The 21,292-nt window shown below is 58.2% G+C and carries 13 protein-coding genes and 1 tRNA gene; 4 read left to right on the top strand and 10 right to left on the bottom strand.

All coding sequences use genetic code 11. The annotated features are described in order from the left end of the window. Positions 1 to 175: 175 nt before the first annotated feature. Positions 176 to 2,926: a family 78 glycoside hydrolase catalytic domain gene (locus CKA38_RS06925; protein ID WP_108826467.1), complete on the bottom strand. Its 2,751-nt coding sequence runs from the start codon at positions 2,924 to 2,926 to the stop codon at positions 176 to 178. A gap of 902 nt (positions 2,927 to 3,828) precedes the next feature. Here CKA38_RS06925 and CKA38_RS06920 point away from each other — a divergent pair. Next, a complete protein-coding gene (locus tag CKA38_RS06920) occupies positions 3,829 to 5,598 on the top strand; it encodes a hypothetical protein (protein ID WP_152032713.1) in 1,770 nt (589 codons plus the stop codon). A 93-nt stretch (positions 5,599 to 5,691) separates the two neighbouring features. On the opposite strand, the gene CKA38_RS06915 is transcribed toward CKA38_RS06920, so the two are convergent. The 5 genes from CKA38_RS06915 to CKA38_RS06895 all read right to left on the bottom strand — a co-directional run bounded on the left by CKA38_RS06915 (position 5,692) and on the right by CKA38_RS06895 (position 10,389). Then, positions 5,692 to 6,060, bottom strand: a complete 369-nt coding sequence (locus tag CKA38_RS06915) for a hypothetical protein (protein WP_108824824.1) — start codon at positions 6,058 to 6,060, stop codon at positions 5,692 to 5,694. Between the two features lie 25 nt (positions 6,061 to 6,085). Continuing rightward, on the bottom strand, positions 6,086 to 8,401 hold the full coding sequence (locus CKA38_RS06910; protein ID WP_108824823.1) for an OPT family oligopeptide transporter: 2,316 nt from the start codon (positions 8,399 to 8,401) through the stop codon (positions 6,086 to 6,088). Between the two features lie 103 nt (positions 8,402 to 8,504). Next, positions 8,505 to 9,122, bottom strand: coding sequence for a methionine biosynthesis protein MetW (locus tag CKA38_RS06905; RefSeq protein WP_202863975.1), 618 nt, complete (start codon positions 9,120 to 9,122; stop codon positions 8,505 to 8,507). Then, positions 9,119 to 9,703: an NUDIX hydrolase gene (locus CKA38_RS06900; RefSeq protein ID WP_108826465.1), complete on the bottom strand. Its 585-nt coding sequence runs from the start codon at positions 9,701 to 9,703 to the stop codon at positions 9,119 to 9,121. The genes CKA38_RS06905 and CKA38_RS06900 overlap by 4 nt, the downstream gene beginning before the upstream one ends. A 110-nt stretch (positions 9,704 to 9,813) precedes the next feature. Continuing rightward, positions 9,814 to 10,389 carry a LysM peptidoglycan-binding domain-containing protein gene (locus CKA38_RS06895; protein WP_108824822.1) on the bottom strand — a complete coding sequence of 192 codons (576 nt, stop codon included), beginning with the start codon at positions 10,387 to 10,389 and terminating at the stop codon, positions 9,814 to 9,816. A 139-nt stretch (positions 10,390 to 10,528) separates the two neighbouring features. Here CKA38_RS06895 and CKA38_RS06890 point away from each other — a divergent pair. Continuing rightward, positions 10,529 to 10,605 (top strand) — tRNA-Pro (locus tag CKA38_RS06890). Positions 10,606 to 10,762: 157 nt separating this feature from the next. On the opposite strand, the gene CKA38_RS06885 is transcribed toward CKA38_RS06890, so the two are convergent. Continuing rightward, on the bottom strand, positions 10,763 to 11,458 hold the full coding sequence (locus CKA38_RS06885; RefSeq protein ID WP_161554782.1) for a tetratricopeptide repeat protein: 696 nt from the start codon (positions 11,456 to 11,458) through the stop codon (positions 10,763 to 10,765). A gap of 202 nt (positions 11,459 to 11,660) precedes the next feature. Here CKA38_RS06885 and CKA38_RS06880 point away from each other — a divergent pair, with 202 nt between their 5' ends. Together CKA38_RS06880 and CKA38_RS06875 are read left to right on the top strand one after the other, a co-directional pair. Next, on the top strand, positions 11,661 to 11,888 hold the full coding sequence (locus CKA38_RS06880; RefSeq protein ID WP_108824820.1) for an AbrB/MazE/SpoVT family DNA-binding domain-containing protein: 228 nt from the start codon (positions 11,661 to 11,663) through the stop codon (positions 11,886 to 11,888). Beyond that, positions 11,885 to 12,304 (top strand): type II toxin-antitoxin system death-on-curing family toxin, encoded by a 420-nt coding sequence (locus tag CKA38_RS06875; RefSeq protein WP_108824819.1) that lies wholly within the window; start codon positions 11,885 to 11,887, stop codon positions 12,302 to 12,304. The genes CKA38_RS06880 and CKA38_RS06875 overlap by 4 nt, the downstream gene beginning before the upstream one ends. Positions 12,305 to 12,393: 89 nt before the next feature. On the opposite strand, the gene CKA38_RS06870 is transcribed toward CKA38_RS06875, so the two are convergent. The 3 genes from CKA38_RS06870 to rpoB form a co-directional block, all read right to left on the bottom strand. After that, positions 12,394 to 12,996, bottom strand: coding sequence for a hypothetical protein (locus tag CKA38_RS06870; RefSeq protein WP_108824818.1), 603 nt, complete (start codon positions 12,994 to 12,996; stop codon positions 12,394 to 12,396). 183 nt (positions 12,997 to 13,179) lie between these two features. Further along, positions 13,180 to 17,346, bottom strand: a complete 4,167-nt coding sequence (gene rpoC, locus CKA38_RS06865; protein ID WP_192881154.1) for a DNA-directed RNA polymerase subunit beta' — start codon at positions 17,344 to 17,346, stop codon at positions 13,180 to 13,182. An 85-nt stretch (positions 17,347 to 17,431) separates the two neighbouring features. Then, positions 17,432 to 21,223 (bottom strand): DNA-directed RNA polymerase subunit beta, encoded by a 3,792-nt coding sequence (gene rpoB, locus CKA38_RS06860; protein WP_108824816.1) that lies wholly within the window; start codon positions 21,221 to 21,223, stop codon positions 17,432 to 17,434. Positions 21,224 to 21,292: the final 69 nt, after the last annotated feature.

Genomic DNA, 21,292 nt, shown 5'->3' with positions numbered 1-21,292 from the left:
ATGCGAAGGTGCAGAATGTAAAAAAGGACGAATTGTCAGCCAAGCATCTTCATTACTCCGGGCGCAAAGCAAAGAAGATAATTGCGTGGAAAATTTGCAAAAAACGGAATCGCTTGATGGGATTTAAACAAGTGCCACGGCACAGTTTATAGAATATTCTACCCCGAAAACACATCTAAAACCCGGCCTGAAATGTGTAATTTCCCGCGCCGACCCTCATGATTTTATGGCACCGTTTGTTGTCAGGAAGAAAAATGGTCGCGCTTGTGTTCGGGGGCACGCTGACGCGCAGCCGCATGTTTCCGTTTGCGTCGATTTCCCAAGCAGACCGAATCAGCCCGGCGGGCGAATCAAACGCCGCCTTCGCCCATGTCACCCCAACATCCCCGGGATGGGGCGGGCGTATTATGAAATGCTGAAAGCCGGGATGCTCCGGGTCGCGCTTGATTCCAGCAATACCGTCAACATACCAAGCGCCCGGAAACAAATACGAGCTGTGCAGGAGCGAGTGCCCGCGCAGGTCTTTTTCCCACATCTCCCAAAGTGTCGTCGCGCCATTTTCCCGCATATAATCCCAGCTTGGGTAATCCGTTTGCGATGTCATGGAATGGAGCAGATCGTGCCTGTCCTCGTCGCGGAGCACCTTAAAAAGCATCGCACCCGCGGTGATTCCGGCGTGCATGCGGCCTTTGCGCACGACCAGGATTTCATACTCCAAGCGTTGCATAACCTCGCCCCGCAATTCCGAAGGCATCACATCCGCAAGCAATGCGCCTGCCAGGCACGCCATTGATCCGTCGGCATAACTGCTGTCGCCGGCATTGTAGTATTTTTCATGAATCGCGCGGCTCGAAACGCGGGCTTGGTTTTCCCATTCCGCGGCCTCCGCCTCCCTGCCAAGGACGCGCGCAATCTTCGCCGCCGTTTTAATATTATACACGCGATAACAATTATTAAGGCATAGTGTTTGCGCGCTGTCGTTGTTCATGCCCTCGGCGGTCGCGTTTGGCCAGAGCCAGTCGCCAAGAAAATCCCACTTGCCGCCAAAACGCTTGAGCAGGCCGCCCTCGACATGCGTGTCAAGAAACGCGAGCCATTTCTTTATCATGTCAAAATTGGTTTCGAGAACGCGCGCGTCCCCCTCGTGTTGATAAAGATACCATGGCAGGACAACGCAAATGCCGCCCCAGCCGGGACCGCCGCCGCCCCAATAGGTCGGGGCCGTGTGCGGCATGATGCCGCCTCCAAGAAGCCGTCCGCTGGTTTCCGCTTTCCGCGCATAATCCGGATCATTCATGCTGCCAACCATCGCCTCGGTTCCCTGCACGTCGCGCCAGTCCTCCAGCCACTTTGTATAAAATGCGGCCATGCGATAATTATACATGGCGGTTTCCGCCGTCGCATGGGCGTCGCCGCCGTAACCCATTCGCTCGCGCTGGGGACAATCGACAACCATCCCGCCAATCGAAAGGTTTTCAAATATCCAGCAAACACGATCATATATCCAGTTTTGCAGGGGATCGGAGCACTCGAACGTCGTTGCGCGCCCGGCATCCGTGCGCACATTCCACCCGCGAATATCATCAAGCACCGGCCTCGCCTTGAGGCCTTTAATTGTGATCCAGCGCCCGGAGCTATAATTAAAGCGATTGCGAAAAACGCCCCGCCCCGATGCTCCGATTATATATGCGCTCCGATTCCGGAAAGTCATTTCGTTCTGCAGTCTCTCGGAAAACAGAAAATCAATCCGGTCGCCGGGATTTCCCGCGATTTTGATTTCCGTCCAGCCGGCAAAATTTACCCCCATGTCAACACGCCAGACGCCATCGCCACGATCTTCAATTGCGACCGGGCGGATTTCGTCGAAAAGGCGATTTTTCTCAACTCGCTGCGCCGTCACCTGAAGTTTCGGATTATATACTGTGGCACTTTTCCAATTTGTATCATCAAGGGAAACACTGGAGAAATCATCCATCTCCTGCTCCCGCAAGCCGTCAAAGATTTCGCCGCCCATGTTGCCAAAATCCCAAGAGCCCAAAAGCCTATTCGGGCTTGGAAGTGTTTTCCATGTTTCATCTGTTTGCAGGCGAAGAAGGGGCGATGTGTCGCTTCGATTTTTATAAATATCCGCCTGCGCGCGAACGATTGGAGTGCGCGGAAGATTTTCCGTTATATAACCGGGAAAAATCGACCACGACGCGCCCAGCCAAATGACAATGGCGTTTTTCCCCGGTTGAAGCGCCCCGGCAATATCGTAGGCGATATATCGCGCCCTCTTTGTATGGTCGGTCGCCGCCGGGGAAAGCACATGGTGGCTGTCGATTTGTTTCCCGTTCACATACAATTCATGATAACCGACCGAGGCGACGAACAGGACCGCGCGCCCCGGTTTTTCATTTAGCATAAATGTCTTGCGCAACCAGGGATCGGCGATGTTGCAGTCGCCTTTTTTCATGCCGATTTTATAATCAAAAACCTCATCGGAGCCGATCCACTTCGCGCTCCATTCCGATTGTTCAAACAAACCGGTCGTCCATTCGCTTTGCGCGGGCGGCGCCTCGATGCCATTTTCATCTTTCACGAGCAGCGTCCATGTATAACGACGGTCGGACTTCAGCGACTTTCCCTGATACTCGATCTGCTGCATCCGATTCGATGCAACCCAGTCGGAATCCCAAGCGGTGCATTCCCCGCATTTAACAATCACACGATAGGCAGTCTGCCCCTGACCGCGCCCGTCGGGGTTTGCAGCCTCAAACGCCCAACCAAACCGGGGCTTCCTTTCATCAAGCCCCTCCGGCCTGTCGAGATACTCTGTTCGCAAATTAACCGGCTTGATACTGCATGCCGATTGTGCGCCCGCAAAACCGGAAACAAAAAGGCAGAATAGAAAAACAAGAAAAGGGCAGAAGAATGTTTTTTTCACGGAATGTTTATAAAAAGACACATTTCAAAGTTTTGTGCGTGGTCGAATACAAATGCGCCAAAGTGCAAAACTAAATGGGTTGTGTTTTTCTTTTCATCAAACGCCTAGGCAGGCGTTCGCGCCCACCTTGATCCATAAGCAGATAATTAAGCGTGATGTCGATTATATTTTTACACGGTCCGTTATTTGCAAACCTTATGCCCGCAACAGTCATTTCTGCCGCAAGTGGAGCAGTACACAGGTGGGTTGGAAAGAATGATCTCGGGGCCGAGGTCGAGGTTATCGGGATCAATCCATCAAGGATGAGTTGTAAAGCAGTCTCCGTCACTATCGCACAAAGGGCACCCTTCCATACAGGAACCGAAACACATCCAAACATAGTCGCCACAAAAGATGCATCTTGAACACTTGCAATCAACGTAGTCAAAAATGGGACATCCGTCCATACACTCGGTGTCCGGACAAGCATGGTCCACGCAATTACCGCACAGAAAATTACTGCCTCCATATTCGGCAGAATCGCAATTGAAAAAAGTATCATAATCATCTCCGCCGCCCGCCCCAAACTCCTCCTACGCCAATGCTTGTGGGCCAAGAAAGATAATGCAGGCTGACAGCAGTAGATATTTTAATATATTTGATACCGTCTCGTGAAAAACCTGAATATTATTGGAGACGGAAAGCAAACGGGTTCAAAAATAAGATGGCAGCCGCGTGGATGCGATTAAAAGTATGATTATAAAAATGTAAACTAATGGCACTTTAAAAAATCCGATGCAGTGGTCAAAATGATTGATGTTTTAAGGGTGGATGCGGCACGGTTTTATTTTTTTGTTCTTTGAGAAGAACAAAGGACTCTTATTTCACTTGCCTTTGCACACGCATCACGCATCCTACCGTTTGTGAAAACAACCCCGAGCGTATTGTTTTTTCTACTGGCGTTTGTGTTCGCGCCGATGCACGCCCACGCGGCTGGTGAAGAGGTCATCACACTCGACACGCTCACCGTGTCCACCAAGAGGCATGATTGGCGTTACACACGCTCGGAGCATTTCGAAATTCTCTCGGCTGTCGACTACAGCAAACTCGTCTCGCGCATCATGCAGCGCGCGGAGCAAATCATAGGCACGTTCGAAAAGAACAACCCGCTCTTTCGCATGCAGCGCGAGTTGCCCGCAAAAATCATCTTCATCAACGACCAAGGCATCGACCGCTACCTTGTGCTCACTGGCAAGGAAGACCTGCAGCATGCCTACGACAGATCGCCGATGGGTGTCAGCATGGATCGTGTAAGTTCCGAATCCGCAAAGCAAACTTCCATGCGCGGGTTCCACGACGGCGAACAAGCCGTGTTCCTCAAACTCATCACTCAAGCATATCTCGACGCCGACACATCATTTGAGGAACGAGTGACCGAAAATGCCATCGACATCGCGCTTAATCATCTACTCATGTGCGTTAAGATTCAGACCGGGCACGACAGCCCGCCGTGGCTCGCGACCGCGCTCAACGGCTTGCGCGGGCACTCGGGGGGATTCGGCCAAGCGCACCTAGTTGACAGCTTCGAGTCACCGATCTACAAATACACACGATCCACCCCACCCCATGCCTACCGACCTGCATGGTTTTCGATTGACGATCATGAAATGATCTTCGGCCGTTATTGCATCTCGTGTGAAACCAATCTATTGCGCAATGCATCGGATTATCCACGAGGAACCGACAAGAAAACTGTCGCGCTTCAAAAGAAAATCTGGCGCAATTACGCACTCGCACCAAATGCGAGCCTAGGTGAATTTCTCGAACCAAGGTCGAGGAAAACAAGACACGATCGACATGCCATCGCGAATATACAGGCCTCGCTCATCACGACGCGGGAGACGCGGGATTTTATGTATTATTGCACGTTCATGGCGGATGACAAAACACGCGCAGCCTTTGCGCGGTTTGTTGTGCACACGGAGAAACAACAAACGAACGAGTCTGTATTCAAGGAGTGCTTTGGCGTGGACTACGACGCGTTTCGCACGCGCATGTATGATTCCTTCAAGGAGATCGCTAGGAAGGACTCCGATTACAGTCGCAATCCATGGGGTCCGCCTGATATTGTCGTGGCGAAATTTAATCGGAAAGACATTCCGCCCGTGCCGAAGCTTCGCCCATCACGCCGCAGCGAGACAGCGCGGATTTTGAGCGATTGGTTCGTGCTTTGCGGCGAGCGCGACATAGCGAACCAGGTGCTGCTCAAAGCCAGCGAAGCGTCCACGCAAGCGCGCAACGATCCGGAGTTTGTCGCCGCGTTTGGCCTGAGCGAAGCCGCACACGGGCGGAAACACAGCGCGGTCGCCATGCTCGAAAAAGCGATGGCGTCGAAACAAGTCGTGCGCCCCGAGGCATGGCGCACGCTTTCACGACTGCGACTCGAAAACCTTTTGGAACTAAAAGGTGAAAAGCATAGACTGACGAAAGACGAACTGAACACCGTCATCGAGCCGCTAGCCGAGGCGCTCAAGCAAAACGGCGCGTCGCAACAGACGTATGTGCAATTTGCACAGGTATGGACGCACACGGATGTGAAACTGCCGAAGGAATATCTCGACATGCTTGCAGCGAGGGTTCGCGCGTGGCCGGAGAACGAGGAATTGCGCAAGGTGATTGAAAAAATCCGCTGAGTCAGCGCCAGCCGGTGAAATCAAACGGGATAATCTCATCGGACACCGTTTGCACCGCGCGTATCCCCAAATTTTAGGATACGCTTTTATATATTACCGTTTCCCGGATTGCAGCGCGTGCAATCGTTGTGTGAGCGGGTAGAGTTTTTGGGTATTATTCTCGAGCACGTAATAATGGCGCAGGTAGCAGATTTCGGTGAGTGTGAGAATAATCGTGACCGCAAGCATTTGCCAGGTGGGCAGAAATATCGCGCCAATGGCCGCCGCAAGCAGGAACATCGCGAAAAAGAGCGTTACGAGCAGATGGATCAGGCGTTCGTGCTGAAAGGCCTGTGTTTGCGCAAGGTGATAGGCAAGCAGGGCGCGAAGATGCCCGGGGCGCCTGTTTTCGCAGGGAGAGGATTCGATCGCGGCAAGCTCCCGCTCCATGCGCCTGATGTGATCGAGCAGTTGTTTTTTCATTATTAAGAATCTCCCATGCCCACGCCTATTTTTTCCTCGGCGACAAGAACCATTCCCTGGCCACGCCGTAGAGGAAAATCGCCAGCAGCGCGAAGGGGATCAGCGAAAGCAACCCGGCGTGAGGGCCGTTGTAGAGCGGGTTGTGATTTTGCGCCCAAGTTGCGATGGCGTTGTCCGCGCCGGGGAAAAAGCCCGCCAGCACCGCAAACACAATGCCGCCTATCGCACCGCCCGCGATGTAGCCGGACGAGAGCAGCACACCGGGGCTCTTGTCGCTTTCGGCATTAAACTGCTCCGGCGTGAGATTCGCGTGGGAGGACTTCCGGCTCATCCAGCGGTCGATCAACCAGCGGATCATGCCGCCCGCAAGAATCGGCGTCGTGGACGAAAGCGGCAGATACACACCCACCGCAAACGCGAGCGCGGGAATAAAGGAAAGCTGCAGCGTCACCGTGATCATCACACCGAGCAGCACCAGCGCCCACGGCAGGCGCTGGTCGAGAATGCCCTTAATTATATACGACATGAGCGTCGCCTTCGGGGCGACAAACTTGCGCACCTTGCTGCCGTCCGGGCGTGTGTCAAACGAGCCGTTGATGCCCGGATCAACAAACCAGACCGCCACGCCTTTTTCATTAACCAAATACTTGCCCTCGATGCCGGCCTTGGGGTCGGTGTTGTGCCAGGTGTAATAAACGCCGGAGTCGTCGCGACTTTGCGGGCCGTGCAGCGATTCCTTGCGCGAGAGCGCGCTGACATCGACCTGGATTCCCGCGGGGGCGACTTGCGCAACCGGCACATAAACCGTGCTCCCGTTGTTGAGCAAACTCAACAGCGGCCCGAGCACGAGCGCCGCCGCAAACGCACCGATCAAAATCGCCAGTTGCTGCGAGCGCGGGGTCGCGCCGAGCAGGAAACCCGTCTTCAAATCCTGCGAAGTCGTGCCGCCGTTCGACGCCGCGATGCACACGATCGCGCCAACGGAAAGCGCCGTCACGTAATACTGACTGCCCGTCCATCCCACGATCAGGAACACGAGGCAGGTGAACAGCAGCGTCGCCACAGTCATGCCCGAAACCGGGTTCGACGTGGAACCGATCTCGCCGGTGATGCGCGACGAAACCGTGACAAACAAAAATCCGAAAAGAACAATGAGCAGCGCGCCGAGCACGTTCATGTGCAGCGAGGGCGCGAGGGAAATGACCGCGATGAGCGCGAGAATGCCGATGAACACGGTTTTCATCGGAAGGTCGCGCTGCGTGCGCGCGGTGGAGCCGTTTTTCCCGGGGGCGTTTTCGCCGGGCCGCGGCATCCCGCGAATATCCGCGAAGCCGGCCTTGATGCCGCGCCAGATGGCCGGCATTGCCTGCACCATGCTGATGATGCCGGCGGACGCCACCGCGCCCGCGCCGATGTAAAGGATATACGCGTCGCGAATACTGTTCGCTCCCTCGATGGGCATTTCGCTGATGGGAATGGTGCCGGGCTCGACGATGCCGTTGATGCCGTCGCCGAAAAATTTTATCAACGGAATCAGCACCAAATACGAAAGCGCGCCACCCGCGCACATGATGCCCGAGATGCGCGGGCCGATGATGTAGCCGACGCCGAGCAGCTCCGGCGAAACCTCCGCCGAGATCGAACCGCCCGCGAGCGGTTTGCCGAAAATTTTCTGCGGAATATCCTGCCACCCGCGCATGGCGACATTGAGTGTTTTGTAAACGAGCCCGATTCCGAAGCCCGTGAAAATCTGGATGGCGCCGGGAGCATTGCCGAGCCCGGCGGCCTCGGCGGCGCGCATATCGGCCTGGGCGGAGGGCGAGGCGACGGCGCGATCCCGCGCGTTGGCACCGGCCTTGAGCACGGCGGCGCACGCGGTGCCCTCGGGATATTTCAACTTGCCGTGATCCTCGACGATGTGCGTGCGGCGCAGCGGAATCATCATGAGGATGCCGAGCAGCCCGCCGAGGATCGCCACAAGCATCACGCGCGTGAGCTCAAGGTCGAAGCCGAGGATAAAAATCGCCGGCATGGTGACGCCCACGCCGAACGCGATTGACTCGCCCGCGGAGCCGGCGGTCTGCGTGATGTTGTTTTCGAGAATGGAGGAGTCGCGCACGCCGAGCTTCGAGAGCCCACGAAACAGCGCCAGCGAAATGACCGCGACCGGAATCGACGCGCTCACGGTGAGACCGACCTTGAGGACGAGATAGAGTGACGACGCGCCGAAGACCATGCCGAGAATCGCGCCGGTGAGGACTGCGCGCAGGGTAAACTCGGGGAGCTTGGTGTTGTCGGGTATGTAGGGCTCGAACGGCTGGGGGGCTTGGTGTTGCGACATGAGTGTGGGCAAAATGAAGAACAGGAATCATGCGCGCGAAGGCGCGGACTGCCAAGTCTGCTTTTCAGCGAAGGGCAACAGAGCGAGGGCGGCGCGACGCGTTTCAGCGCGTCAAGTCGTAGAGCGCGTAGCCGGCACGCAGGTTGGGAAACGCGCGGCAGGGGGTTTTCCAGTCGCCGCGCAGAAAAACACGGCGCGCGACACGAATGTTTTTTTCCGCGCAAAACTGCTCGAAGTCGGCGATGCTCGCCAGGTTCGCCGGACGGCTCTCGTGCCACGGCGTCGTGTAGACCTCGTTGCGCGGCTTGCGTCCGTGAAAAAATGTATCGAGCCGGTTTCTCCAATAACCGTGGTTCACAAAACCGACCGCCACGGCGCGGGCAACGCGCAACGCCTCCGCGATCACCGCCGAGGGATTGCCGACCTCCTCGAGCGTGCGCGAGCAAATGACTCGCGAGAAATGCCCGTCCGGAAACGCGCGCATGAACGCGAGCATGTCGCCTTGATACGCCGTGATGCCGCGGCGTATGCACGCGGCGATTTTTCCGACATCGAGATCAACGCCCACGGCCTGCACGTCCTTCGAGTGCACAAGCGACTCGAGAAGCACGCCGCGCCCGCATCCGAGGTCGAGCACGCGCGAATGCGGCTCCACCCATTCGGAGATGGTTTGCATGTCAACGGTGCGCTTGATGGCGGGCTTGGGGGCGGTGCGTGTCATTTCAATTTTTCCCAATATGGAGCAAAAAGGAACAGCGCGTCGAGCACGAGACTGTGCGTGATTTTGCCCGTGCGCGCCCACTCGTAAACCTGGTCGACGGGAGCGAGCGAAACCTCAATTTCCTCGTCCTCGTCCCATTCGACGCCCGTTGTCTTTTCACATTGCCCGGCAAACACAAGATGGCAGCGGTTGTTCAAAAACGCGGGATTGGGATGAATGCTTCCGAGCAGGCGGGCGTCGCGGCTTTCGTAGCCGGTTTCCTCGCGCAGTTCGCGCAGGCCGGCGGCGACGGGATCGGTCTCGCCGGGATCGATGACGCCGCCGGGGATTTCCAGTGAAAAATCATTTATGCCGAAACGAAACTGGCGCACGAGCACGAGCCGGCGGTCGGGCGTGAGCGCGACGACGTTGACCCAGTCGGGCGCGTTGACGACGTAGAAATCGCGCTCCGTTTTGCGCGAGGGATGAGTGTAGCGCGCCGCGCGCAAATCGAAGATGCTCGTGCGCGTGATGACCTTGTCCGCGCCCTTTTCCCAGCGCGCGGGCGCGGCGGGGTTTGGTTTTGTTTTTCGTGACGGCATGAGTTTTAAAAGCGAGAGCTGAACGGCGCGGGCGACAGTGTATTTTGTTTTTGGATACAAAAACCTCCCGGGCCCGGGGGCGCGGGAGGCTCCTTTTCAGGACGTGAAATTTATTTCTTCGGAAGAACGATGCGCTGGCCGATGGCCAGGCGGCTCCAATTGATGCCGGGGTTGACGGCCTCAAGCTGCGCTTGGGAGAACCCGGTGGCGCGGAAAATTTTGGTGCCGTTGTCGCCGCTCTTGACGGTGTAAACATCCGTTCCGGCCTCGACGGGCGCGGCGGTGTTTCCGGCGGTCGCAGTGCCGCCTGCCGCCGCTTGTTGCGGAGGGCGGGTGGTGGTGCGGGTGCCCATTCTTTCGACACGCTCGCGAAGTTCGGTGAGCTGATCGCTAACTTTTTTGAAGGATGCGTTGGTGTCCCTCGCCACGGTCATGAGACTGTTGTGCGTGTTGCTGGCAACCTGGTTCGCATTGTTGGCAACCTGGACGGCGCCGGCGACCTGGGAAAGTTGTGTCTCAATGCCCGCAACACGATCCGAAAGGCTTCTGATGTCGTTGATGTCGTTCTTAATCGACTTGACTTGCACGAAGGCAAAAATCGCGAGCAAAAGCGCGACGCCTCCGGTGATAACCCCGGCCAGCGGCAGGTAGTTGGTATTAGATTCGTGCGAGGAAATAGTGTCCATGGATTAAAGATTGCTGAATTACCGTTAGGGTTAATGAGTTGCCGTAGCAAGCAGAGAGTGCATTAGTTGTTCACAGTTGCGCTAGAAAGTTGACAGGTTGGTTTCGGGCGGTTCGTGTGTCGATTGTTTTTATCACCGACGGGGTGTAGCTTAGCCTGGTAGAGCGCCTGCTTTGGGAGCAGGAGGTCGAGAGTTCGAATCTCTCCGCCCCGACCAAAATTTGCCGAAAATTCGAGGAGGTAAAGGAAGGGTGAATTTTGAAAATCCCAACGGAATTTCAGTCGGCCAATTCTCAATTCTCAAAAAAAACGCCTTCGTTCACCGAAGGCGTTTTTGTCATTCAAAGTTGGAATTGAACAAGATCGTCGGGCGATTATTGAAACTGGACCGACGGGGACGAGGCCGCGGCCGTGTTGGCGCCGCCGGAAAGACGCTCGCCTTGGTAGCTGGCGTTTTCCGCCCAGACCGTGTCGGGCGCAATGTCGGCAACCTGCTTGTAGAGGCTGATCGCCTCGGCCGTGCGTCCGGCGTCGGCGGCGAGCGTGGCAAGATGGTAGGTGGCCTCGCCGCGAATGATGGGCGTCTGGATCGTGTCGTTGGAGATTTGCTTGAGGCGGGCTTCGCCGTCCGGAACTTCGCCTCCGAGCACTTTCGACATGGCCGCGCCAATGAGCGCGCGACCGGAGAAGATCGGGGACTTGGCGGCGGCCACCTTGTCGTAAGCGGCGGCGGCCGAGGAATAATTCTTGGCCTGATAATCCTCGTCGGCGATGCGAAGCTCGGCGGCGGTGGCGAGGGGGTGCCCGGGATGCGCGGTGATGAAGGCGCGAAGCTGGTCCGTGGATTTGGCCGCGGCGTATTCGAGGCCGACCTTGTCGGCGCTTTCCTTCTGCATGTTGCGGAAGACGCCGACGCCGGCCACTGCGAGGATTATGACAAAGCAAACGATGTAGATGCTCTTCTCGTTCTTGAGCCAAAAGCTCTTGAGCTGCTCGTCCGATGTGGGCGCGCGAGGCGTCTCGTCAACGGGTTTCTTCGGGTTGTGTGCGTGCGGAGGGTGGTTCGACATGGGTGGAAAAGTGTGTGCTTTCGTGCTGTTAAAAGCGCACAAGAGAACAAATGCGAAGGCGGGTGTAAAGGGAGGAAAGATTTGTTTGCGAAAAGCACCACTGCCTTCCCGCCCCATCAAAAACCATGATGCAACGCGAGCAGTGCCGCATTGCATGATATCGGATTATTGACACCCATGATGTAAAACATAGTTTTACGCCATGATCAAAACCATTTCCAAGATCGGGAACTCCCAGGGAATCATTTTTGACGCCGCCCTGCTTGACATGGCCCGCCTCGCGGTCGGGGACCAAGTTGACATCACCGTGCACGACGGCGGCACCGTGATGATCACTCCGATCAAACGAAAAATCACCGCCGGGGACGCCCGCGTCTCCGCCAAAAAACTCATCCGCAAGAACGCCGGGGTATTCCGGCGTCTCTCATGAAACGAGAGATTGCCCACCTCACCGTGGCGGCGGTTGAGGCGATTCACGACGAGGTTCTCGCCGCGCATGGCGGCGCGCCGAGCCTGCGCGACCGCGGAATGCTAGAGTCGGCAGTGCTCGCGCCGCAGGCCACCATGCTCGGTGAGCCAATGATTAAAGACCCCGTCGAAATCGCGGCGGCGTATCTTCATTATATTTGCCTCAACCATCCCTTCATCGACGGAAACAAGCGCGCCGCGCTCGGCGCGTGCCTTGTTTTTCTCGATCTCAACGGGCTTCTTGCCGACGAATCCGTCACCACGAAGGCCGCCGACGCATGGGAACGGTTTGTGCTCGATGTCGCCGCCGGGAAAATCGACCGCATCGAATGCGCAAAACGCCTCGGGAAACTGCTGGGACCCAAAAAGCGGCGCTGAATGGTCTGACCAACTGTGCGAAATGGCAGAAGGGAAATCCTTTAAAGATGACACGGGATGGCAACCCCGGCGCTTTTCCTTCACCAAGTTTATTTTTGCCCAAGACCGGTCGGACCGCCAACAGCTTCCGTATAGTTTCTGCCCATGTAGTCGGTCATGCGACCTGCGATAAGTGAGAGCATTTGATTGTCGGCGCCGCCAACTGTCCAAGCTCCGGCCATTGCGTTGCCGACAGCGTAGAATTCAGGTGTGGCCACGACATTGCCGGTTTCCTTTTCCGTAAAAGTAACACGCATGACGACTGCGGAGCTACCCGCCATGGCACCGACCCAAAATCGCGCAGCGCCGCCGATGAATTTAATCTCAGTAATCACCGGTGTGATGCTCAGGGTGCGCCCCACGGGTTGCTGGGTGCCGATATGATTCCAACTATTCAGGATGGGGGACGAAAGGGAGGTGACGTGCTCCTGAATTTTACGCAGAGCCTTTTTATTGGTGTCGCTATCGGCATAGGCGGGCGCAAGCGTGACGGGGCTCATTTCAAAGCGGGCAAACTGGTTGAATATCTCGGTCGGTGGCGGGTTTTGCGTCGCTGCGGGCCGAATTTGGGTGGCGCAACCGCTGAGGAATATAACTGATGCAATTACTGTCGGAATGAGGGTGCGTTGGACGATTTTGGAGAATTTGTTCATGAAGAAAGCGTGGCGACGAAGGCAGCCGCACTGTTGCTTTGCAATTCCCTATTTTTGATTATCAGAAAAAATCCAACCAAGTTTCGCGCATGAGGGAACGTGCACGGCGTGTTTCTACAAAAAAACGCCACCCGGTTTGCGGGTGGCGTTGAGAGTTTGGCGTGTCGCTGAATTGCTGTCGCTTTACACAGCAGCCTCGGTGCCGGGAGCGGCGGGGGGCTGCTCCTCGGGGGCGGCTTGCGGGATGTCGCCGCCCAAGGGCAATGTGACCTTGAGGCGCTTGTAGGCGGGAAGGCCCGTGCCGGCGGGGATGAGATGCCCCATGATCACGTTTTCCTTGAAGCCTTTCAGCATGTCCACCTTGCCGAGGGTCGAGGCGTCGGTGAGGACGCGCGTCGTTTCCTGGAAGGAGGCGGCACTGATAAAGGACTCCGTCTCGAGCGATGCTTTCGTGATGCCCAACAGGATCGGCTCGGCCTCGGCGGGTTTTCCACCGGCGTCCTCGATGCGCTTGTTGTTGATGAGGAAGCTCGTGCGATCCACCTGCTCGCCCCAGAAATACTCGCTGTCGCCCGGATCGGTGATGCGGACTTTGCGGAGCATTTGGCGGATGATGATTTCGATGTGCTTGTCGTTAATCGTCACACCTTGGAGGCGGTAAACTTCCTGCACTTGCGAGATGAGGAAATCGTAGAGCGCGCTGGGCCCGAGGATTTCGAGGATTTCGTGCGGATCGGCGGCGCCTTCGGTGAGGTGCTGGCCTTTGTAAACCACGTCGCCGGGTTGCACGATGATGTGTTTGCCGGCGGGGATGAGGTGTTCCTCTTCCTGCGCGGTTTCCTCGTTCTTGACGACGAGCTTGCGCTTGCCGCGGAGCGAACCCTCGAAGGAAACGACGCCATCGATGCGCGCCATTTCGGCGGCTTCCTTCGGGCGGCGGGCTTCGAAGAGCTCGGCGATGCGGGGGAGACCACCGGTGATGTCCTTGGTCTTGGAGGCCTGGCGGGGCGTCTTCGCGAGGAGGGCGCCGGGGGCGATGGTGTCGCCTTCGTTAACGGTGATCTGCGCGCCGACGGGAATGGCGTAGGCCGCGAGCGGTTTGCCGGAGGCGTCGCGGACTTCAACTTGCGGGTTGAGGTCTTCCTTGTGCTCGACGACCACGGTCGCGATGCGGCCGGAGGATTCGTCGAGTTCGCGCTTCACGGTGACGCCGGGGATCATGTCCTTGAAGACAAGCACGCCGCCCTTTTCCGAGAGAACGGGGACGTTATACGGATCCCACTGCGCGAGGATGGCGCCTTTCTCGATCTTGTCGCCGTCGCCGACGTGGAGGAACGCGCCGACAACGATGTTGTGGGTTTCGAGTTCCTGGCCGTCTTCGTCGACAACCTCAACGCTGCCGGTTTTGTTGAGCACGATGGCGGCGCCGTCGGCGGTTTGCACGAGGCGGAGGCCCTTGTATTTGACAATACCGGAGGCGCGAACGCGGATTTCGGGCTGCTTGAAGGAGCCGGACGCGACACCGCCGATATGGAAGGTGCGCATGGTGAGCTGCGTGCCGGGCTCGCCGATGGATTGCGCGGCGATGATGCCGACGGAATCGCCCTGCTTGGCGACGCGGTTGGTGGCCGGATTGATGCCGTAGCTCTTGGCGTCGATGCCGCTCTTGCTCGTGGAGGTGAGCGGCGACATGATTTTGACACGCTCGATGCCGGCCTCCTCGATGGCGGCGGCGATTTCCTCAGTGATGAGCTCGCCGGAGGCGACGAGAACCTTGTTGACGTCGGCGGGATCGACAACGTCGTCGGACGAGAAGCGGCCGATGATGCGCTCGCGGAGGGGGACGATTTCGTCGTCGCCTTCGTAGATGGCTTTTTTCCAAACACCGTCGCGGGAACCGCAATCCTGCTCGGCGATGACAACGTCCATCGCAACGTCGCAGAGCTTGCGGGTCAGGTAGCCGGCGTCGGCGGTCTTGAGCGCGGTGTCGGCGAGACCCTTGCGCGCGCCGTGGGTGGAGATGAAGTATTCGAGAACGGTGAGGCCTTCGCGGAAGGACGAGAGAATCGGGCGCTCGATAATTTCACCGGAGGGCTTGGCCATGAGTCCGCGGGTTCCGCAGAGCTGGCGAACCTGCTGCTTGTTACCGCGGGCGCCGGAATCCATCATGACGTAAACCGGATTCACCTCGTCGCGACCCTCGTTGGTTTCGAGCTTGGCGAACACGGCCTTGGCGATCTGGTCGGTGGCGCTGGTCCAAATGTCGATGACCTTGTTTTTGCGCTCGCCGTCGGTGATGATGCCCTTGCTGAACTGGGCCTCGACCTCGGCGAGTTTTTTGCGCGAGGCGGCGACGACGTCCTTCTTGGCCTCGGGGATGATCATGTCGTCGATACCGATCGAGATGCCGGCCTGGAACGCGGTCTGGAAGCCGAGCTCCTTGAGCTTGTCGAGGGTTTCGACGGTGACGTAGTTGCCCGACACTTTGTAGGTGTTGAGAATAAGGTCGCCGAGCTTGCCCTTCGGCACGGGGAAGTTCACGAAGCCGAGGCCTTCGGGCCAGACTTGGTTGAAGATCACGCGGCCGACGGTGGTGCGGATGGTGCGCTTGTCCTTGTTGCCGAAAATGGTTTCCTTGCCCTTGTCGGGATTGGGAATATCGACCCAGTCGTGAACCTTGAGGGCGCCTTCGAGCTTGGCGAAGAGGACTTCCTGCAGGCCGGCGAGAACGGGCACGCGCTGGTTCTTGGCGGGTTCCTTGCGCGGCTTGAGCGTGAGGTAGTAGGCGCCGAGAACAATATCCTGCGAAGGCGTGAGAATGGGCTTGCCGGACGAGGGCGAAAAGATGTTGCTCGTCGCCATCATGAGCATCTTGCACTCCATGATCGCCTCGAGTGAAAGCGGGACGTGCACAGCCATTTGATCGCCGTCGAAATCTGCGTTATATGCCGTGCAGACAAGGGGATGCACACGAATGGCCTCGCCTTCAATAAGCACGGGTTCGAACGCCTGAATCGACAAACGGTGAAGTGTCGGGGCGCGGTTGAGGAGCACGGGGTGCCCCTTGGTGACCTCTTCCAAAATGTCCCAAACTTCGGGTGATTTTTTCTCGATCATCTTGCGCGCGCCGCGGACGGTGTGCACGAAGCCGAGTTCTTTCAAACGGCGGATGATGAAGGGCTCGAAGAGCACGAGCGCCATCTTCTTCGGAAGGCCGCACTGGTTGAGCTTGAGCTCGGGGCCGATGACGATGACGGAACGGCCGGAGTAGTCGACGCGCTTGCCGAGAAGATTTTGACGGAAGCGACCCTGCTTGCCCTTGAGCATGTCGGAGAGCGACTTGAGCGGGCGGTTGCCGGCGCCGGTGACGGGGCGGCCATGGCGGCCGTTGTCGAAGAGCGCGTCAACGGATTCCTGCAACATGCGCTTTTCGTTATGAATGATAACGTCGGGCGTCTTGAGTTGCATGAGGTTTTTCAACCGGTTGTTGCGGTTGATAACGCGGCGGTAAAGGTCGTTGAGATCGGAGGTGGCGAAACGGCCGCCTTCGAGCGGAACGAGCGGGCGAAGGTCGGGCGGAATGACCGGGAGGACTTCGAGCACCATCCATTCGGGACGCGACTTGGAGTGGATGAATCCTTGGATGACCTTGAGGCGCTTGGAGAGCTTCTTCTTGATCTGCTTCGAGCGGGTGGCGCGCATTTGCTCGTGGAGTTCAACGACGGTGGCGTCGAGGTCCATTTTCACGAGGGCTTCGCGGACGGCTTCCGCGCCCATCTTGGCAACAAAGGAGTCGTCTCCGAATTCGTCGAGCGCCTGGCGATATTCGACATCGGTGAGGAGCTGCTTGGCTTCGAGCGGGGTCTTGCCCGGATCGATGACCATGTAGTTCTCGTAATAGATGACGCGCTCGAGCGCGCGGGCGGTCATGTCGAGCATGAGGCCGAGGCGCGAGGGCATCGACTTGAGGAACCAGATGTGCGAGACGGGAACGGCGAGCTCGATGTGGCCCATGCGTTCGCGGCGGACGCGGGAGATGGTGACGAGAACGCCGCAACGATCGCAGGTGACGTCCTTGTATTTGATGCGCTTGTATTTTCCGCAGGCGCACTCGTAGTCGCGCACGGGGCCGAAGATCTTCTGGCAGAAGAGGCCGCCGGGCTCGGGCTTGAAGGTGCGGTAGTTGATCGTTTCGGGGTTCTTGACCTCGCCCTTGGACCACTGGCGGATGGTGTCGGGCGCGGCGACGGTGATGGAGACGCAGTCGAAGGGATTCTCCTCGGTGCCGAGAGCTGTGCGGGCTTCGTTGCGCTCAATGGCGCCGGCGGCGTGTTCGGATGGTTGAATCATGATTTTTAAAAATGCTGGTTGCGGTGATTTGCGTTCGACTTAAGCCGGCATAAATCGAGTTAGGCCGATTTATGCCGGTGGATGTTTAGCCTTTGGCGGCGGTGCCGAAGCCGAGGGCGTCGCGGCGGTTGAGTTTGATGTCGAGGCCGAGGGACTGGATTTCCTTGATCAACACGTTGAAGGATTCCGGCGTGCCGGCTTGCAGCGTGTTGTCGCCCTTGACGAGCGACTCGTAGATCTTGGTGCGACCCTGGACGTCGTCCGACTTGACGGTGAGCAGTTCCTGCAGGGTGTGCGCCGCGCCGTAGGCTTCGAGCGCCCACACTTCCATTTCGCCGAAACGTTGTCCTCCGTATTGCGCCTTGCCGCCCAGGGGTTGCTGGGTGACGAGCGAATAGGGACCGACCGCGCGGGCGTGGATCTTGTGCGACACGAGATGGTTCAGCTTCATCATGTAGATGTAGCCGACCACGACTTGCTGGTCGATTTTCTCGCCGGTGCGTCCGTCGAAGAGGACGGATTTGCCGGAGGTGGGCAGGTGCGCCTCCTTGAGATAATTGCGGACTTGTTTTTCGGGAATGCCGTCGAACACGGGCGTGGCCACTTTCATGCCGAGCTTTTTACAGGCCCAGCCGAGGTGGGTTTCGAGAACCTGCCCGACGTTCATGCGCGATGGCACGCCGAGAGGATTAAGACAAATTTCGACGGGTGTGCCGTCCGGCAGGAAGGGCATGTCGGCCTCGGGAACGATCTTGGCGACGACGCCTTTGTTTCCGTGGCGGCCGGCCATCTTGTCACCGACTTCGAGCTTGTGCTTGGTGGCGATGTAAACCTTGACCTGCTTGATGGCGCCGTTGCCGTTGTCCTCGCCGGCCTCGATGTTCTGGATCTTGCGCTCGCGGTCGCCCTCGAGCTCGTCGAACTTCGACTGGTAGCTGCCGATGATTTCCATGATCTTGATGCGAACCGGGGACGGGTCGATCTCGATGTGCTTGGAGACGGCGGCGAGTTTGCGCAGGAGCGTCTTGGTGATCTTGCGGTTGGCCGGGATGATGATTTCGCCGGTCTGGCCGTTGACGACGTCGAGCGGGATTTTTTCGCCGAGGAGGATGTTCGACAGCGCCTCGGTGAGGCCTTCGCGGAGTTTGTCGATTTGGGTTTTGTATTCCTCCTGGATTTGCTTGGTCTGGCGGCGGCGGTCGGAGGGCGAGAGTTTCTCCTGCTCGAAATCGAGGCGGGTGGAAACTTTCACGTCCATGATGATGCCGGCGGTGCCGGAGGGGACGACGAGGGAGGTGTCCTTAACGTCGGCGGCTTTTTCACCGAAGATGGCGCGAAGGAGTTTTTCCTCGGGCGCGAGTTCGGTTTCCGATTTCGGCGTGATCTTGCCGACGAGGATGTCGCCGGGCTTGATCTCGGCGCCGACGCGGATGACGCCGTTGTGGTCGAGATTCTTGAGGGCTTCCTCGCCGACGTTCGGAATGTCGCGGGTGATTTCCTCGGGCCCGAGCTTGGTGTCACGCGCGGTGACTTCGAACTCGTGGATGTGAATCGAGGTGTAGATGTCCTCCTTGAGAACTTTCTCGGAGATCAGGATGGCGTCCTCGAAGTTGTAGCCGTTCCACGGCATGAAGGCGACGAGGATGTTGCGGCCGAGGGCGAGCTCGCCCTTGTCGGTCGAGGGACCGTCGGCGATGACCTGACCGGCCTTGATCTTCTGGCCCTTCTTGACGATGGGCTTCTGGTTGTAGCAGGTGCTCGCGTTCGAGCGCATGAACTTGCGCAGCTCGTAAACGCGGACGCCGTTTTTCGGGTCGGATTTCGGGTTGCGGTCGAAGTTTTTCGGGAGTTCGCCGTCCTTGGTGACGACGACGCGCTTGCCGTCGACGGAGGCGACGATGCCGGCTTCCTCGGCGGCGACGACGATCTTGGAGTCGCGCGCGACGCGTTCCTCGATGCCGGTGCCCACGAAGGGGGCCTCGGTCTGGAGGAGCGGAACGCCCTGACGTTGCATGTTGGCGCCCATGAGCGCGCGGTTGGCGTCGTCGTGCTCAAGGAACGGGATCATGCCGGCGGCGATCGAGATGACCTGCTTCGGCGAGACGTCCATGTAGTTGACTTCGCTGGCGGGGACTTCGAGCGGGTCGCCCTTGTCGTCGCGGACGGTGACTTTGCCGATGAAGTGGCCCTTGTCGTCGAGGTCGGAATTGGCCTGCGCGATGATCTTGCCCTCCTCCTGGTCGGCGGTGAGGTAGTCGATCTTGTCGGTGACGCGGCCGTCCTTGACGACGCGGTAGGGCGTTTCGACGAAACCGAATTCGTTGACGTGCGCGTAGGTGGCGAGGGAGTTGATGAGGCCGATGTTCGGGCCTTCGGGCGTTTCGATGGGGCAGATGCGGCCGTAGTGCGACGGGTGAACGTCGCGGACTTCGAAGCCGGCGCGGTCGCGGTTGAGACCGCCGGGCCCGAGCGCGGAGAGGCGGCGCTTGTGCGTCACTTCGGCGAGCGGGTTGATTTGGTCCATGAACTGCGAGAGCTGGCTGCGCGCAAAGAAATCGCGGATGACGGTGGTGAGCGCCTTCGGGTTGATGAGTTTTTGCGGCGTGATGGAGTCGACGCTTTGATCATACATCGTCATGCGTTCGCGGACGAGGCGCTCGGTGCGGCTGAGGCCGACGCGGCACTGGTTGGCGAGGAGTTCGCCGACGGTGCGGACGCGGCGCGAGCCGAGGTGATCGATATCATCGACAACACCCTCGCCGCGCTTGAGGCGGATGAGATACTTGGTGGCGGCGACGACGTCGTCGCTTTCGAGGATGCGCTGCTCGATGTCGGCCTTGAGGCCGAGCTTTTGGTTGACCTTGTAGCGGCCGACGCGGCCGAGGTCGTAGCGCTTGGGATCGAAGAAGAGGCGCTTGAGCAGCGCGCGGGCGTTGGCCGTTGTGGGCGGTTCGCCGGGGCGGAGGCGCTTGTAGATTTCCTTGAGGGCTTCCTCCTCGTTTTGCGTCGGGTCTTTCTTGAGGGCGCGGATGATTGCGCCTTCGTCAACCGAGGTGTCGATGACGCGGAGGGTGGTGATGTCGTGTTTCTCGAAGGTGCGCACGATTTGTTTCGTGAGCGGCTCGAAGGCGCGGGCGAGCACGACGCCTTGCTGGACGTCGATGGCGTCCTCGACGAGCACGAGCGTGGAGACGTTCTCCATGCCGAGGGCTTTCGAGACCTTGATGTCCTTGACCTCGTAGAAGAGGTTGAGGAGGTCGACGTTGGCGCTGTAACCGATGGCGCGCAGGAGGGTCGTGATGAGGAATTTGCGACGGCGGCGGCGGCGATCGAGATAGACGTAGAGCAGGTCGTTGTTGTCGAACTGCACCTCGAGCCAGGTGCCGCGGTCGGGGATGATGCGGAAGGAGTGGAGGGGCTTGCCGTTCGGGTGCGGCGTGACCTCGAAGGCGATGCCGGGCGAGCGGTGGAGCTGCGAGACGACGACGCGCTCGGCGCCGTTGATGATGAATGAGCCGCGCTCGGTGACCATGGGGATTTCGCCCATGTAGATTTCCTCGTCCTTGATGAAGTCGGCCTCGCGGAGGCGGAGTTTCACGTAGAGTGGAACCGAGTAGGTGACGCCTTCGCGGAGGCATTCGATCTCGGAGTTCTTGGGCTCGCCGAGGTTGTAGGAGAGGTATTCGAGCGTGAGGCGTTCGTCGTAGGAGAAGATGGGGAAGACCTCCTTGAAAACGGCTTCAAGGCCTTGCGGCTTGCGTTGCTTGTCCGGCACGCCCTTCTGCAAAAAGTCCATGTAGGACTGGATCTGAATTTCGATCAGATTGGGCGGTTGGATTACTTCACGAAGTTTACCGAAGTTATTGCGGTCGGCCATGGTTTTTCCCGGTTGAATATGAGTGGAGACGACGAAACGGCCCGTGTGCGGGGGGCGATTGATTTAGCT

Origin of the sequence: Ereboglobus luteus (genome assembly GCF_003096195.1) — a bacterium.
In the GTDB taxonomy this organism is placed as follows: Bacteria; Verrucomicrobiota; Verrucomicrobiia; order Opitutales; family Opitutaceae; genus Ereboglobus; species Ereboglobus luteus.
The sequence above is the reverse complement of the archived record's forward strand: the minus strand, read 5'-3'. Positions and strand labels throughout refer to the sequence as shown.